This window comes from Thermoanaerobacter sp. YS13 (assembly GCF_000806225.2).
GTDB classification, from domain to species: domain Bacteria; phylum Bacillota; class Thermoanaerobacteria; order Thermoanaerobacterales; family Thermoanaerobacteraceae; genus Thermoanaerobacter; species Thermoanaerobacter uzonensis.
In genome coordinates this window covers 90,638-107,733 of the sequence record NZ_JOOI01000003.1, presented here as the reverse complement: position 1 = coordinate 107,733, position 17,096 = coordinate 90,638, and the positions used below count along the sequence as shown (strand labels likewise).

Annotated in this window: 14 protein-coding genes; all 14 read right to left on the bottom strand. The window is 34.7% G+C overall.

Annotation, left to right across the window (positions count from 1 at the left end):
• Nucleotides 1-531 (bottom strand): hypothetical protein, encoded by a 531-nt coding sequence (locus THYS13_RS12680; protein ID WP_042834901.1) that lies wholly within the window; start codon nt 529-531, stop codon nt 1-3.
• Nucleotides 532-535: 4 nt separating this feature from the next.
• Complete coding sequence (locus THYS13_RS12675) at nt 536-2,680, bottom strand: hydantoinase/oxoprolinase family protein (RefSeq protein ID WP_042834900.1); 2,145 nt, start codon at nt 2,678-2,680, stop codon at nt 536-538.
• Nucleotides 2,681-2,744: 64 nt separating this feature from the next.
• Nucleotides 2,745-4,031 (bottom strand): C4-dicarboxylate ABC transporter, encoded by a 1,287-nt coding sequence (locus THYS13_RS12670; RefSeq protein ID WP_042834898.1) that lies wholly within the window; start codon nt 4,029-4,031, stop codon nt 2,745-2,747.
• Nucleotides 4,032-4,044: 13 nt separating this feature from the next.
• Nucleotides 4,045-4,722 carry a hypothetical protein gene (locus tag THYS13_RS12665; RefSeq protein ID WP_042834897.1) on the bottom strand — a complete coding sequence of 226 codons (678 nt, stop codon included), beginning with the start codon at nt 4,720-4,722 and terminating at the stop codon, nt 4,045-4,047.
• A 13-nt stretch (nt 4,723-4,735) separates the two neighbouring features.
• Entirely contained in the window at nt 4,736-5,848 is a 1,113-nt protein-coding gene (locus THYS13_RS12660; protein WP_042834896.1) for an ROK family transcriptional regulator, read from the bottom strand.
• Between the two features lie 444 nt (nt 5,849-6,292).
• The gene (locus THYS13_RS12655; protein ID WP_042834895.1) at nt 6,293-8,224 is read right to left on the bottom strand and encodes an aconitate hydratase; all 1,932 of its coding nucleotides are present in this window, start codon (nt 8,222-8,224) and stop codon (nt 6,293-6,295) included.
• A 24-nt stretch (nt 8,225-8,248) separates the two neighbouring features.
• Nucleotides 8,249-9,400, bottom strand: a complete 1,152-nt coding sequence (nifV, locus tag THYS13_RS12650; protein ID WP_042834894.1) for a homocitrate synthase — start codon at nt 9,398-9,400, stop codon at nt 8,249-8,251.
• 131 nt (nt 9,401-9,531) lie between these two features.
• Nucleotides 9,532-10,359 carry a glucose PTS transporter transcription antiterminator GlcT gene (glcT, locus tag THYS13_RS12645; RefSeq protein ID WP_042834893.1) on the bottom strand — a complete coding sequence of 276 codons (828 nt, stop codon included), beginning with the start codon at nt 10,357-10,359 and terminating at the stop codon, nt 9,532-9,534.
• 17 nt (nt 10,360-10,376) lie between these two features.
• Nucleotides 10,377-10,862 carry a PTS glucose transporter subunit IIA gene (locus tag THYS13_RS12640; RefSeq protein ID WP_042834890.1) on the bottom strand — a complete coding sequence of 162 codons (486 nt, stop codon included), beginning with the start codon at nt 10,860-10,862 and terminating at the stop codon, nt 10,377-10,379.
• Nucleotides 10,863-10,974: 112 nt separating this feature from the next.
• Nucleotides 10,975-12,375, bottom strand: a complete 1,401-nt coding sequence (nagE, locus tag THYS13_RS12635; protein WP_042834889.1) for an N-acetylglucosamine-specific PTS transporter subunit IIBC — start codon at nt 12,373-12,375, stop codon at nt 10,975-10,977.
• Nucleotides 12,376-12,662: 287 nt separating this feature from the next.
• Entirely contained in the window at nt 12,663-13,610 is a 948-nt protein-coding gene (locus tag THYS13_RS12630; protein WP_042834888.1) for a hypothetical protein, read from the bottom strand.
• 123 nt (nt 13,611-13,733) lie between these two features.
• Entirely contained in the window at nt 13,734-15,380 is a 1,647-nt protein-coding gene (locus THYS13_RS12625; RefSeq protein ID WP_042834887.1) for a methyl-accepting chemotaxis protein, read from the bottom strand.
• Nucleotides 15,381-15,477: 97 nt separating this feature from the next.
• The gene (locus tag THYS13_RS14450; protein WP_200773841.1) at nt 15,478-15,651 is read right to left on the bottom strand and encodes a hypothetical protein; all 174 of its coding nucleotides are present in this window, start codon (nt 15,649-15,651) and stop codon (nt 15,478-15,480) included.
• A 141-nt stretch (nt 15,652-15,792) separates the two neighbouring features.
• Nucleotides 15,793-17,088, bottom strand: coding sequence for a pyrimidine-nucleoside phosphorylase (locus tag THYS13_RS12620; RefSeq protein ID WP_042834886.1), 1,296 nt, complete (start codon nt 17,086-17,088; stop codon nt 15,793-15,795).
• Between the last annotated feature and the right edge of the window lie 8 nt (nt 17,089-17,096).

The following is a 17,096-nucleotide window of genomic DNA, read 5'->3' as shown; positions in this document are numbered from 1 at the left end:
CTACCATATATCATAAAATTCTTTTACAAAAGCATGAGCTGCTATTTCACTTAATGCTCTTAATCTTCTTTTTAATATAAATGGACCAATTTTTATTTGTATTTTTTTTATTTCACTTGTTAATCCAATATATTTGGCCTCTAAATGGTGAAAATATTCGTGAGTCAGAAATAAATCTACGATTTTTTCATTATCTTTCCAAAATAAATATTTCTCTGGTATAGAAGGGATAAATATGTTCTGTATATTTTTTTTGTAGAGGGTAATCTTTTTTTCTCTACTGTTATAATCGCTAAAAATAGTATAGGCAGGGTTATAACTTTTTTCATCTGTTTCTATAAGTATGTTTTCTTGAAATATTAGTTGTTTTATGTCTTTGTCTTTTATTTTTTCTGCCTCTTTTATCCCTCTATTCCATGCTATTTCTAATATATCATCAAGATTAAGGTCGGATATTCTATTGTAATATATATCAAATTTTAATTCCTGGTCAATTAATTGTTGTTTATTGAGAAATACAGAGGGTACCATTTCATCACCTTTTGCTTAATAATATGAGTATTCGGTCATTATCAGATAAGCCACTTATTTCTACTTTTGCCAGTGAAATTATTTGTTCCTTGTCAATAAGTCCTGATAGGTCTACTATTCTATTTGGCAGTATGATAAAGCAATCAGGAATTTCGGCTCCGCCATCACCATAAGAAATGTTTTGCTCTAATGCTTTGTTTAAGTCCTTTTCAAAGCTTTTTATGGTTGTTCTAGATACTTTGCCGTTATTTTTGTGAAGTCTTATAACCCCTTCTTTGTTTATTACTACTACTCTTTCCTGCTTTTGTGATAATAGCCCAAAGAATCTCTTTCTGCTTTCTATGCCTTTTATGATATACATTGAACCTGTTTTATCGATTATTTGAAGGTTTTTTGTCGATTCTAGCTTCATTGCTTGAGCTGCTATTTTCTTTATTTCTTCTTCTCCTAAGTTTTTGTTTAATATATCTTTGGAACGTAATTCTGTAGCTCCTGTAGCAATTGCTCTTACTATATTCTTTTGTGAGTCTATTTCTACATATATTTCTACTGTTTCTTCTAATGCCCCTGATTTTATTACTGCTTCTTTTGCTTCATTTCTTATTGACAATATGTCTTTTTCAGTAGGATTTTGTATGGTACGCTCTACTATTTCTCTTACCATTGCAAGGGCTACTCCTATTGTAGAAATTACCTGGGCGTTTTTGGCTATTCTATGGTGCATACCCATCATTTTTGCAACATAGGGAACTATTGAAGCGCTTCCTCCTCCTCCACCTACAAGTACCGTGGTAGATTTGTCAAGTTTGTAGTCAGTAATAAGCTGTTCAACAACTTTTATTACTTTCATGCTTGCAATGTCCATTATTTTTTTCGCTACTTCTTCAACTGTTTTATTAAGTTTTTTGGCAATTGGTTCTAATGCCTTTCTTGCAGCTTCTTGATTACCATAGGCGTAATCTTCTGGTTTTACATATCCTAATACGTTTGCCGCACAGGAGACAGTTATTGCAAATATTTTCCCATTCTTGCTTTTGATTGCAACATAATTATCAGGATCGTTCTTCTTTGGTTTTATATATACTATTTCAGGTTCTATTATTTCTTCAGGATCGCTGTAAACTGCATATGGTAAATCTGCAATATGAGCACTTCTGGGCCCAACGTCTTCTATGTCTTTCTCACCAAGCCTTACCATGCTCCCTCCTGCTATTCCCACCGTTCTTACGTCAAGGGAGTTAAGATAAGTCTTGTGCCCACCGATTTCTGCATAGTTTACCATTACTTTGCCTGTCTTTATTGCAGATATGTCTGTACTTGTTCCACCAACTTCAAGAAATATGCCGTCAGATATTTTTTCATACATCAAAGCTCCTGCTACACCTGCAGCAGGTCCTGAAAGAAGTGTTAGTATCGGTCTTTTCCTCACTTCCGCTATATTCATTACTCCCCCATCGCCTCTCATTATCATGAGAGGTGCTTTTATGCCAGATTTTTTTACGCTATCTTCTGTCATGTTTGCTGTTTCTATCATTTTGGGAAGTATACATGCGTTTATTGCTGCAGTTCTTGTCCTTATTTTTAATCCATATAGTTTTGTTATTTCATGCGTTGCCGTCGCTGGAAGTCCTTTTTGCTCTACAATGTCTACTATTTTATCCTCAATTGTTGGATCATCTACTGAAAAGGCTTGTGCTGCAACAATCGCTCCTATCTCTTGCTTTTTGAAGTCCTCAATTTTCATTTCTACCTTTTTTTCAAATTCCTCATCTAATTCAATATATTGACTTGCAATTTTTAATATCTTGCCTGGTGCAAGTTCTATATCTTGTATATTTGTATCACTTTTTACTTTAATACCTTCAAGACCTTCCCCTGCAGCTATAATACCAACAGGAACAACGTCACCTTCTAATAAGGCATTCGTTGCCTGTGTTGTACCATGGGCTATAAATAGGACATCTTCTGGATCTATACTGTGCTCTTCCATAAGTTTCATAAGGGCTTCTATAATGCCTTTTGCAACACCTTCTTTCGCAGTATGTGTCGTCGGTACCTTTATTGTCCCTATTAATTCATAAGTGTCATTATCTATAGCAACCGCATCTGTAAATGTTCCTCCAACATCTATCCCGATTCTTACTTTCAATACTATCTCCTCCTATACATTTGATGGTAAGGGCTAAGTTAATTTACTTAGCCCTTTTATAATTTTAAAAGAACATTATTGACGCTGTAACTACGCCAGCTATAGCAAGTATCCATATATATGGTAGTAGTTTTAATAAAAGTTTATTAACGTCAACACCAGCATAATTACTTAACCAAACATTTTGTGTATTTGTTGGATCTCCTATTACTTGAATCCTTTCTGTTGATAAAAGTGCACCCATTACTGCAGTCGGTGGCAAAAGTTTTAAACCAATGATAAGACCCGCTATACCACTTCCCAATCCCCATAAATTTAGAGGACCTCTGTAAAGAGCTAACGGTGCAAGTAAACTAAAAAATATAATGTACGATATTCGCGATGAAGGAATAATACTCTTTAAAATGGGTTCAAGGCTTTTTGCGACCATAGGATGCATAACGGCATTTAGCAACATGCCAATTCCTATCATTAAAAGTACAGCCGGTGCAGAATCTGCTATACCATCATAAGCAGTTTTGGTAAGGGTATTTAAAGCATTTTTAATTGATTTTTGTGTTGTAATTACGCCATAAACTATTCCAATCATAAAAGATGAAATAATTGACCATTTAAATATCAATACAAAAGTAATGGGTATAAGCGGTGTTAATAATGCTAAAAAATTCACCTTTTTTTCAGCATCTTCTTCATTAACTTGGGCCCAACTAAATTTTAAACCTTGGCGTTTAAATTCTATAATTATAAAAATCAGAGCTGTTATAGCAGTTAAAACCATAAGGACTAATGCAAAATTTTTAACTTGTTCTAATGTTACACCAGTAGCTGTTATATAAAAAGCCCAGTTACCCATGTTAAGTTCAAGTCCTATCGCCATGCCAAATAGAAATACTGCAATTGCCGTTATAGGAGCTACACCCACTGACATTAATATAGGCAGTGTTATACTACCAATCATTATTACAGCCCCAAGGCCGCCTACAGTTGTAAATAGTAAAGCTATCGCTGCTGCAACTAAAATTGTTATTATAAAAGGTCGATCTCCGCCTAATTCAGCTGCTGTTTTAACGATGGATTTCGATATCCCAGTTTGGTTCATTATTTGCCCAAGCCATGCACCAAACATTACCGCAACATATGCAGCTGCAAGTTTTATAGCTCCTCCATCTATCACATAAGCTAAAAGCCCGGTGTCTACTTTAGTCTTAGGATCTACCATTTTTAGAGGAACACCAGCAATTACTGCTATTCCTATCGCAAGTATTGGAAGTGCTATTAATGTAGGCAACTTCCTAGTTATCATAAGCACTGCAATTGCTAAAAAAAGAACCAATATCAATACTGCCTGCATGATAAAAACCCCCTTACAATTTATTTATCGCTTCTCTAAACAAACTAGTTGTTCTTTCAACTCCTTCTACAGTATTTCCTGTTACAATTGCACCTATCATTATCCCTTTTACTCCTAATTCATATAAGAATCTTACTTCTTCCGGTTCTATAATCCTTTGAGTAGGAACTACAACAGGTTTGTCAACATTTTCAACAAGCCTGCCATATCTCATTAAATCAAATACATAAATTTTTTCTCTTCTATCATCAGGAAGAACATCTGCTTCTATTACATCTACCTCTATTCTATTAACTGCCCTGATATGACCTAAATCATATGTTTCATTAACAGCAATCATCTTGTCAAGATTTGAATCAATCATATAAAGCGGCATATAATGGGCAAACATCGACAAAAAACTAAAACCAATTTCTTCTACAATTTTAATTTCATCTTTGCTTGCATATAACTGTGCACCAGGAACAAGACCCACAGGCACATTGGCATATTTAATTATCTCTTCAAACACCTCCTTTTGTTCCATTATACCTTTAAAATTATTGCCACTCGCCGAATGATAAACATTGGCATGGACCTTTAACGCATCTGCACCTCCTTTCACAGCAGCCTGTGCAAATTCTAATTTGTTTTCAGGTAAACTAACTATTAACGTCATTTTGTTTGAATTAAGCAAATCAAGAAATTTCATAAAGCTACGCCTCCTATATAATATTTATTATTTTTTTTAAAGTAAGCTTTGCTGCTTCTCTCATAACATCTTCATCTTTTGTAGATGAGTTTTTAATCACCATATTCTCGCAAGATCTTGCCAGAGAATTAATAATAGCTGATAATTTCAATATTTTACCATCAAATATAAAGACTGTTATATCCAGTAAATTTTTTAAATTGGTAATAGCCACTTTTAAATAGTTACTTACTTCATTTATAAGACGATTTTTTTTCTCATCATTTAATATTTCGCACAAATTATCAATATTTATTGAAGGTATATTATCAATTTGTTCCTTTTCATGCTCTTCGATTATCATTATTAATGCTCTTTTTATTATTGATTTTATTGATACTACCTCGTCTAAGGTTGGGCCATTTTTATCTACGATCATTTGTCCAATATTTATGCTAGTTTCCAAACGCTTCCCTTTTATAATTACTGAAGACTCTATATTTTCATCTATTTTAATGTAAGCAAGATTCTGTCTCGTATTTAGGTTTTGGTATTCGGCCATAGCCTTTAAATTCAATTCATCTTCCTGAACAACAGTAAGTCCCAGCTCCAAAGATAGTGACTGCTCTATTGTTATAAACTCTGAAGAAATAGAGGTATTTAAAATTCCTCTCGGTTTTAAAATTTTAACATCATTGTTCAAACAAATACCTATGCCAAATATTTTTCTATCCTCTTTAGATATTTCTTTTTCAAAAGAAAAATAGCATTCTTTTATTTTGTCCTCTAATTTAGATATTTCAAAATAATCAAATTTAATTTCTTTTTGTGATATCTTATTCATAGAAAAATCAAACAAAGAAGCTATTATTTTATTTTCATCAACCTTAACCACTAAAATATATCCACTTTCAGGATTAAACTGTAGCATAATGGGCCTTCTACCACCCGTAGATGTACCTATCCCGTTTTCTTTTATAATATTCTCCTCTATTAATTCGTCAATCAAATCTGAAACAGCTGTTAAGCTTAAACCAGTATATTGCGAAATTTCTGTTCTCGACAATGCACCTTTATTAATAAGTGTTTTTAAAATTAATTTTTTGTTTCTGTCTTTTAATTCTTTTAAGTTGTTTTTCCTCTTCAATTTACTTTACCCTCCCTAACTTATTAAGAAGTTCGTAATAAGTTTATAAAATAAAATTTGTATTATCTAGCTAGCAAAAAACAATTATGGCCTTTCTTAAATAATGCTACATATAACTTCCTATATTCTAAAGTAAATTTATGTTATTTCTAACTTCTTATTATCTTAATTTTATATATTCGACATTATTTTTAAAATTCCTTCTTAAAATATATAAAAATTATAAAAAATTTTACCATCAACCTCTCATCTTTTTGAATTTTTATCACACTTCACATTATTTTGTCTCTCTATCCTGACTACCATCCCATTCTTATATAAATTCGAACTAGCAAACACACTTCCTTATTACCCATTCTCTTTAAGTTCGGTACGAGTCTTTACCATTGCTAATATAACAGTTACAACTTCGGTACACTCCACATTAAAAAAACCGGGTTCATATCACCCGGTTTTTTTAGTATTTTTACTTTTTACATAATTTATCATGCCACCTGCTATGAGTACTTCTCTGTTTCTATCTGAAACCTCAAGATCTACTTCAAAGGTTGTACCTTTTGTTTGGTTTTTCACTGTTATCCTGCCGCCTCTTTTTACTTGTTCTACCGCATTTTCTATCTTTAAAACATCCCCAACCTCAATGTCTTCATAATCTTTTTCATCTACAAAAGTAAGAGGAAGAATTCCACTATTTATAAGGTTTGCTTTGTGTATTCTCGCAAATGACTTTGCTATGACAGCCTTTACTCCCAGTTGAAGTGGAGCCAATGCCGCATGTTCTCGGCTAGAGCCTTGTCCATAGTTGCTTCCACCGACAATTATGCCACCGCCCCATTCAATCGCTCTTTTAGAAAAGTTTTCATCTATTATTTCGAAACAGTGTTTAGCAAGTTCAGGGATATTAGACCTTAAGGGTAACAATTTAGCATTTGAAGGCATTATATGGTCTGTAGTTATATCGTCTCCTACTTTAATTAGCACCTTCTTTTCTATATCAGAAAGAGGTGTATTGAGAGGGAATGGCTTTATATTAGGTCCTTTTATTATCTCCACCTTTTCCCTATCCTCTGGCGGTTTTATAATCATATTATCATTAATTTCAAATTTCTCCACATAAGGTACTTCAGGTGCTTCCCCTAACTCTCTCGGATCTATTAAATACCCTGTCAAAGCTGCAGCAGCAGCAACTTCAGGGCTTACGAGATAAACTGACGCTGACTTGGTACCACTTCTGCCGTAAAAGTTTCTATTAAAGGTTCTAATCGAAATTGCATCTGTTGCGGGAGCTTGACCCATGCCAATACAAGGTCCACAAGCACTTTCGAGTATTCTTGCACCTGCCGATATCAGGTCTGAAAGTGCACCATTTTTTGCAAGCATGTTAAGAACTTGTCTTGAACCAGGAGCAATTACAAGGCTTACATGTTCTGGAATAACCTTGCCTCTCAATATGGAAGCAACTTTCATTAAATCAGCATAAGAGGAATTTGTGCAGGATCCTATAGCAACTTGGTCAACTTTTGGCCTGCCTGCGTCTTTAACTTTTACAACATTATCAGGACTATGAGGGAGTGCTACTAAAGGTTCAAGTTCATCAAGGTTTATTTCAATGACATCATCGTATTCTGCATCTTCATCGGCAGCCAAAGGCACAAATGCATCTTCTCTTCCTTGAGCTTTTAAAAATTCATATGTCCTATCATCTGATGGAAAAATTGATGTAGTAGCTCCTAATTCCGCCCCCATATTGGCAATTGTACCTCTTTCGGGTACTGATAAAGTTTTTACTCCATCCCCTGAATATTCAAATATCTTGCCAACTCCACCTTTTACAGTAAGTCTTCTTAAAAGCTCCAATATCACATCCTTTGCCGATACCCAAGGTCTAAGTTTCCCAGTAAGCCTTACATTGACAATGGAAGGCATAATAATCCTGTAAGGCTCTCCCGCCATAGCCAAAGCAACATCTAAGCCTCCTGCGCCTATAGCTAACATCCCTAAGCCTCCTGCTGTTGGCGTATGGCTATCAGAACCTAAAAGAGTTTTCCCTGGCCTTCCAAATCTTTCAAGATGCACTTGATGACAGATGCCATTTCCCGGTCTTGAAAAATATATGCCGTATTTTGCTGCAACAGTCTGAATGTATCTGTGGTCATCTGCGTTTTCAGGACCTTGCTGCAATGTATTGTGGTCAATGTAAGCAACAGAAAGTTCAGTTTTTACTCTATCTATACCAAGAGCTTCTAATTGTAGGTACGCCATTGTACCAGTGGAGTCTTGAGTCAAAGTTTGGTCAATTTTAATGGCTATCTCTTGACCTTTTATCATTTCTCCTTCGACAAGGTGAGAAGATAATATTTTCTGTGTGAGATTCATTGCTTTCACTCCTGTAACATAATTTTATATAGCCCTTTCTTTGTTTTTGATAACATCCTCATAAAGGTACATGAGCTCTTTATCAAAAAGCGGCCTCTTAAGCTGTATAGCTAATTTTCTGACATGAGGCAAAAGCTGATTTGCCTCTTCTTCTGTTAAAACTCTGCCGTATTCTTTAAATTTATTTATAAGAGCTGCAGTACCAGAATGCTTACCTATCACAATCTGCCTTTCAAGGCCTACTTCATCAGGGTTAAATATTTCATATGTGTGAGGATTTTTAAGGGCACCATCTACATGAATACCTGACTCATGGGCAAATACATTTGTTCCAACTATAGCTTTCCATGCTGGCAACTGTCTTCCCGAGGCTAAAGCAACGTATTCAGAAATTTCCCTAAATCTAGTTGTATCTATTCCTAAATCTATTTTGTAGACGTGCTTTAATGCCATTACAACCTCTTCTAATGCAGCATTCCCAGCTCTTTCTCCAAGACCATTTACTGTAACTCCTATAAAGTTAGCACCGGCTCTCATACCTGCAAGAGCATTTGCAGTAGCCATTCCAAAATCATTGTGGGTATGCATTTCAATATCAATATCAACAGCTTCTTTTATTGCTTTGACCATGTCGTAAGTTTTAAAAGGATCTAAAAACCCTACGGTATCGCAAAATCTCAAACGATCTGCTCCTGCTTGTTTTGCACACTTCGCAAATTCAATGAGAAAGTCCATATCCGTTCGAGAAGCATCTTCTGCGTTGACAGAAACATATACCCCTTCTTTTTTAGCAAATTTAACCGCTTCAGTCATATTGTCCAAAACCCATTGCCTTGACTTCTTAAGTTTATGCTCAATGTGAATATCAGAAGTAGACACAGAAATTGCAACTGCATCAACACCGCATTCTAAAGATTCTTGAACGTCTTTTACAACTGCTCTATTCCACGCCATTATGCTGGCATTCAATCCAAGCTTTGCAATTTTTGCAACTGTTTCTTTTTCGTCTCCTCCCATTGTCGGAATACCTACTTCTAATTGGTCTATTCCGATTTCATCCAACATTTGTGCAATTCTGATTTTTTCGTTATTTGCAAACACAACCCCTGCAGTTTGCTCTCCATCTCTTAAAGTTGTGTCAACAATGTAAACTTTCTTGCCCTTTTTAAGAGTCATTCCACTTCCCCCTTCAAAAACTCTTTATAAGATATTTTATATGTAACCACTTATAAAGTCAATAGTATTTTGCAATTTTGTATTATAAAAATTGCAAAACCCGAACTAAAATTAATTTTAGTTCGGGTTTGTTAAATAGTATTGATTAATCGTTGAATGTGTATTGCAATATATCCAATTTCTTCTTCAGGAACTTCTTTTTCTAACGTATTTTCTATTACTTTTGACACCTGCATTGCTATATTATAAGCTCTCTTAAATTTTTTCTTTATAGAGGCCAAAAGTTCATTTGCCACAGGAGCATTTTTTTCTAATCTATCAATAGCAAAACGCAGATGAGTTACAAGTCTTAGATAATCAATCGAATCTCTATCAATATGTTTCCCTAGGTGGTTTTCAATTGTTGCTACTAATTGAGATACCAATCTAGCATTTTTTAAAGTATTTGACAAACCAGCATTTTCTAAAGCAGCATGCAAGTGAAGTGCTATAAAACCTGCTTCATCTTCGGGTAGTAAAATATTAAGCCTTTGATTTATCAATTCTAACGCTTTTAATGCAATATTGTAATCATCTTTATATAAAGCTTTTATCTCTATATTAAAAGGATTTTTTATTTCTATTCCCATATTTATTCTTTCAATCGCAAAGGCAATGTGATCAGCAAGTGCAATGTGTATATGCTCATTAAGTTTTTTGCCTGTTATTTTTTCTGCCATCGCTATTATTTCTTCTGCAATACCTATTACATCTTCTCTTATCTTTTCCATCAACTCAGAAAACTTAATTTTATTAACATCTTCTTGTACATAAAATATTTTCTCCAACTTATCTTCTTCAATAATATCACCTGGTCTTTTGCCAAATCCTATACCTTTTCCAATAACTATGCATTCCATACCTTTATCGTCTTTTGCCATACACACATTATTGTTTAGAACTTTTAACACTTGATACATAATTAATACCTCACTTTTCACTTGAGGTATACTCTCATAATCTTTGTCTTTCCTGCTTTTACTTCTTCACCATCAGGTTCTTTTACAATTTTATCCACTATATCCATATTAGTAATAATAATTGGAGATGTCAATGGGTGTTCTTTTTTAACCAATTCCATGTCAAATTTTAGCAACTTATCTCCTATTTTCACTCTTCCACCTTCTGAAACAAAACTTTCAAATCCATTTCCTTTCATTTCTACTGTGTCCATCCCAATATGAATTAGTATTTCTAATCCTTCTTCTGTTTTTATTCCCAAAGCATGTTTTGTAGGGAATAATTGTATAATAGTGCCATTAACCGGTGAATATACTATACCTTCTTTAGGTTCTAATGCCACTCCATCTCCTACCATTTTTTGAGAAAACACAGGGTCTGGGACATCTTCAATTTTTAATAATATGCCATTAATAGGAGAATATATATCTACGTATTTTTTCTTTTTAAATATGTTAAACATGCAATCAGCCCTTTCTGTATTTTCTATAATATCTTGCTATACCCATATATTTCAAACTTTTTAAAATAATTTTGATGGCGGCCAGTTTACGGCCGCCTAAAACATTTTCACCTTAAATTTTACCTCCTGCTTTTTTCATGTGTTTTTTCATTTCTTGTGCAATCAAATCAGCTTTTGTACCAACAATTACTTGCAATGCATTTTTGCCCATTCTCATTACGCCTGTTGCCCCTAACTTTTTAAGTTTATCATCGTCTATTATTGTATCGTCTTTCACAGTCAAGCGCAACCTTGTTATACAAGCCTCCAAAGACTGGATATTTTCTGCTCCACCTAATACCTCTACGTATTGTGCAGCAATATCACCAAGTTCTGATTTTGACATGTCTGCATATTGGTCAACAGCTTCTTCTTCTAATCTGCCAGGAGTTGGCAGGTTGAATTTCACTATTATATAGTAGAAAATTACATAGTATATTGCACCATAAATTATACCTATTGCAAGGAGTAAAAGAGGTTTTGTAGCTATGCCATAGTTTAAGATATAGTCAATAAGACCAGCTGAAAAGCCAAAACCATCCTTTATACCAAGAACATAAGTTATAGCAAGAGATAAACCTGTCAAAAGGGCATGAATTACATAAAGTATAGGGGCCAAGAACATAAATGAAAATTCAATAGGCTCTGTAATACCTGTCAAAAACGATGTAAGAGCTGCACTAATGAATACACCGGATACTGCTTTCCTTTGATTTGGTTTAGCAGCCGCCCACATAGCCAAAGCTGCTGCGGGAAGGCCAAACATCATAATTGGATAAAATCCAGCCATAAATGTTCCCGCTGTTGGATCACCTGCAAAAAATCTATTTAAATCGCCAGTTACAACTTTGCCAGCTGCTGTTTTAAAGGTACCAAATACAAACCAGACGAGACTGTTTATAACGTGATGAAGTCCAAAAGGAAGCAAAAGCCTATTAAGTACACCATATACAAATACTCCAAGTGCTCCCGCGCCAATGATCCACTCGCCAAGCGCATATATACCATTCTGTATTGGAGGCCATACATAACCCATCACAAGTGCTAGTACAATTGCAGCGAAAGCCGTTACAATTGGTACAAATCTTTTTCCACCAAAGAAGCCTAAGAAATCAGGAAGTTTAATATCATGATACTTGTTATACAGATAACCGGCTATGATACCCATTAAAATACCACCTAAAACTCCCATGTTGATATCTTTGTTAATAGTTGTCGCACCTTTTGTCAGTACAAAATAGCCAACTGCTGCTGCAAGAGCTGCAACTCCATCCCCTTCTGCAAAACCTATTGCAATACCTATAGCAAAGATGAGAGGTAAATTGTCAAATACCGCTGCACCTGCCTGCATAATAAAAGGAATGTTGAAAACATCAGGTGCGCCAAGCCTTAAAAGCAACGCTGCTGCAGGTAAAACTGCAACTGGAAGCATTAAGGCTTTGCCAAGTTTCTGAAGATTTGCTAACCATTTCATATAAAACCCTCCTTAATTTTTATTTTTCAGGCATTTAATATAAAAAGAGCCGGCAAGGTAATAACACCTTCACCGGCTCATGCCTGCTTTTGCAGTAACACGCCGCAATTTAGTATTCGTTTACCAATATTATATAATCTATTTTGCAGTCTGTCAATAACTAATTATTGAAAAACAATTTCACACTGTTGACAAACTTTCGCAAAGGAGATATTTTGCATACAGAGTGACTTGTTACAAAGTTTTCTGATAATGCCATTGCCAAAAGAAGATAAAGTATATACTTATTACTTATTCAAAGAATATGCCATTCTCCTATAAGTATGCCTTACTCCTCTTATGGCAATAGACAGCGCCATTATGTTTTCAGGAAGTGCTACTCCTGCATATCCTGCATCTCCTATATGCTGTATGTCTGCCCCTGCCATTTTTGATTGAACCCCAATAAATTCTATTGTGCTTTTTTGTGAACCCTCTTGTGAGGTGCCAATTGTAGTCATTGCTAATGCACCTGATTCATGGATGGCTTCTATCTGTCTTTTTGCAAGATTCAAATCAACTCCTGGAACAGTACCAGGCGCTGGTATCAAAATACAATCAGCACCTGCTTTTACAAAATCTTTTAAAATTTCGTCTTCATATATGTTTCCTGAGCCAGCACCGTGCATTTTTCCAGCAATGACCATCATATTTTCACCAAAAATTTCTTTTGCTAATTCTATTCCTTTTATTATCGTGCTGACACTTACCCCTGTATTGGGATTACCAGTTATAACAACATAATCAAAACCGTATTCTTTAGCTTTTAAAAGATTTTCTTTATTTAATTTTCGTCCCTCTACATACTTTACTCCTTCAGGAACTGGCTCTATATTTACACCTATAAACCTTCCAACAATCTTTTTGAGTCTCTTAATATAGTCAAAATCTTCTGCGTTTTTGGAGGCTATTTCAACTATTTTTTGTAATTCAGAAGGCCCAGCCGAAAAGTTTATTCCTATATCGTCTATGCCAAAAATAAATGGTTTTTGAAAGTCAAAAAAATTCAACGTAATCATGTCACTCCCAAACGCAGCTGCCAGTTCCATATTTGATACTCCATAAACCAGCGGTGGAACTGTTACAATAGTCTCTGCCATTACCGTCCTTCCTTCAGAAGTCCTTATCGTTTCAATAAGCGTATTTTTGTCCATTCCTTCAATGTCTTTCATTGTAAGTTCAAATATTCTTTTCATAAAAATCCTCCCTTTCGAAAAATTAAAAGCCGGTAAGGTAATAGTTACCTTACCAGCTCATGCCGTAACCCGTCGCACGCTGTTTGAATAAATTATAAAACATATAAGGTATCTATGTCAAGATTATAGTTGTTTTACAATATTCGTAATTTTTTGCATATTAGCCTTTTGCTCTTCAGTATATTGAACCTGTTCTTTTATGTGATCAAGATTTTTTAAATTATTTTCATCTACTACATTTATCTCTGCCAAAAGTTGCTGCGAAGAAGCCAATAATTCTTCTACTTGTGCAGATATATTTTGTGATGCTGCCATTACATTTCTCATGGCTTGTAGTGTTTGACTAGAACTTACAGCTGTCTCTTCTGCCGCAACAGAAATTTCACTAATAATATCAGAAACTTTGTCAAATCCTTCTTTTGTCTGTTCAAATATATCCAATACTTTATTCACCTCGCTGGAAGCTTTTGTAGAAGTATCAATGTTTTTGATAACATTATCAACAGTATCTCTTGTAAATTGGGTAAGAGATTCTATTATCTCTCCTATTCTTTCTACACTTTCTGTCGATTGCGCTGCAAGTTTCCTTATTTCTTCTGCCACAACTGCAAATCCTCTTCCGTTTTCTCCAGCTCTTGCTGCTTCAATTGCCGCATTAAGTGCCAAAAGATTCGTCTGCTCAGCTATATCTGATATTGAATAAAGAATATCTTTTATACCACCCATTCTTTTCTCTAGTTCATTCAATTGTTTTGAAGTATTTTTGGAGTTTTCCAAGCTTTCTTGTAAAGACTCAATTAATGATTTAACTTCTTCACCTTGCCTGTTTGCATTTTCTTCTATTTCTTTGATTTTCATCATTGCTTCATTCATGTCTCTCATAAGTTTATCGGAAACTTGTGACAAATTTTCATTAGTCTCCGAAACTTTAGTAATAGACTCAGCAACTTCATTTATATTTTCTGAAATTATGTTAATCCCATTCACTAAATCCTCTAAACCTTGTTTTGAAGAAGTTATGTTCATAGTATTTTCTTCTGATTTATCTCTTATGTTTACCGCATAATTCATAACTTTCTCTGATTGTTTTACTGCAGCGTCAATTTCGGAATTGATAAGTTTTGCAAATTTTCTTAATTTTTTCACAATCATTATTACATAAATTAAAATTAGAATAGCAATTATAATGCTAACTCCTAATGAAACATAAAAAGTCTTTTGGTTCTCCTGTATCATATTATTAAAATATGGCAAGAAACCTTGAGAATATGTAGAACTAAAATCGTTTAAAGCACTTTGCAGATGGTTTAAATAATAAGTAATGTTAACTATTTTATCGCTATCTTCTACTGGATTATATTTTTCAGGTAAACTATTTACTGCTTTTTTTAAATTTTGTATATCTTCTTGTATAGCTGTTAAGTCTTTCTTGAGAGTATCATAACTTTTTGTGCTTTTGTAGTCTTCCAGTCTGTTTTGAATATTGTATATATATGTTTCCATTGAACGTATGGGAATTCCAACAGAAAAATTCGTTGTATTCCCGCTTATATAATCATTTAAAGTTTGCTGTATGTTGCCGCTTAACACTGCAATTTGAACTTGAGCACTTGATACATTGATTACCTGATTAACTACATATTTTCTCAGGTTTTCAATATTTTTAATAGTATTAATAATACCTAAATTAACTGTTAAAGATAAAATTGCAATGAGGACTCCTATTATTACAAATGAACGTATGAGTTGAGCACGGATAGTCTTTCCCATTCAACACTTCTCCCCTTCTAAAGTAGATTTGATAAAACCTTAATATATATTTATCGGCTTTAATTAATAGAACTTTAACATAAAAAAGCGATTCTTTTTAGGAAGAATCGCTCAGTTTGTTGACAAAGTTAAAAAAATATTCAAAGGAGATATTTTTCATCGTCGCTCCGATGTTCCAAAGCGACAAAACTAAAGCTCGGCCTTCGGGTTCCGGCAGGGTACCGGGCACAATCGGCATCCATGCCTTAAGGTGCCCGCCTCCGCCATCCATGGCTTCGGCCCTGCCTCCACCCTCGGTCTTGCTAAGTTTTGTTAGCGCTTTGTAACAAGTCGCACCGATTGAAAAATATCTCCTTTACGAAAGTTTGTCTACAGTCTAAGCGATTCTTTTTAGGAAGAATCGCTCAAAATGCTATTCAAATATTAATGTTGGTCTTTCTACAGGCTCATCTGAAAGAAGAATATATTTTTTGATTTCATCAAAAGCCCAACCTAATTTGCTTTCATCATTGGCATATATCGTCGCAATAGGTTCTCCTTTCTTAATTATATCTCCAACTTTCCCACCTAACATTATACCAACAGCTAAATCAATTGTATCTTCTTTTTTCTCTCTTCCCGCTCCTAATTTCATCGCTACAAGACCTAAATCTAAAGCCATCAGGTCTTTTATATATACATCTCTGTCGGCAATCCAAGGTCTTATATACTTAGCCTGTGGTAAAAGTGATAAATCATCAACTACTCTTTCATCTCCACCTTGAGCCTTTATAAATTCTTTAAATTTTTGTAGGGCTTTTCCGCTATCAAGTGCTTCTTTTAGTTTTGCCCTCGCCTCCGTATCGTCTTTTGCAACGCCTGCAATTTGAAGCATATCAGAACCAAGTAGCATACATACTTCCAACAAATCTTTAGAACCATGACCTTTTAATACTTGGACAGCTTCTACTATTTCAAGAGCATTTCCTATTGCAAGCCCTAACGGATAATCCATATTTGTAACGTGGGCTACAGTTTTTCTGCCTACAGAATTACCAATATCCACCATTAATTTAGCAAGGGCTTTGGCATTTTCTAAGTCTTTCATGAAAGCTCCTCTACCCACTTTTACATCTAATACTATGCCATCTGCCCCTGCGGCAATCTTTTTACTCATTATAGAGCTCGCTATAAGCGGAATAGAATCTACTGTTGCAGTAACATCTCTTAAAGCATATAATTTCTTATCAGCAGGTGTGAGATTTTTTGTCTGCCCAATAATAGCAATACCATATTTATTTACGTTATCAATAAACTCCTCTTCGCTGAGTTCTACTCTCATTCCTGGTATTGACTCCAGTTTATCTATCGTCCCACCGGTATGTCCTAAACCTCTTCCCGACATTTTGGCAACAGGCGCTCCACAGGCTGCTACCATCGGAGCAAGTACTAATGTAGTAGTGTCAGCTACACCACCAGTTGAGTGTTTATCCACTTTGATTCCTTTAATGGCTGATAAATCCATCACATCGCCAGAGTAAGCCATAGCCATAGTAAGATGTGCAGTCTCCTCTGGCGTCATTCCTCTAAAATATATAGCCATTGCTAAAGCACTCATCTGATAATCAGGAAGATAATCTTTGGTATAAGAAGAAATTATAAAATCAATCTCTTCTTTTGTAAGAATTCCACCATCTCTCTTTTTCATTATAAGGTCATACATCCGCATAAATTATA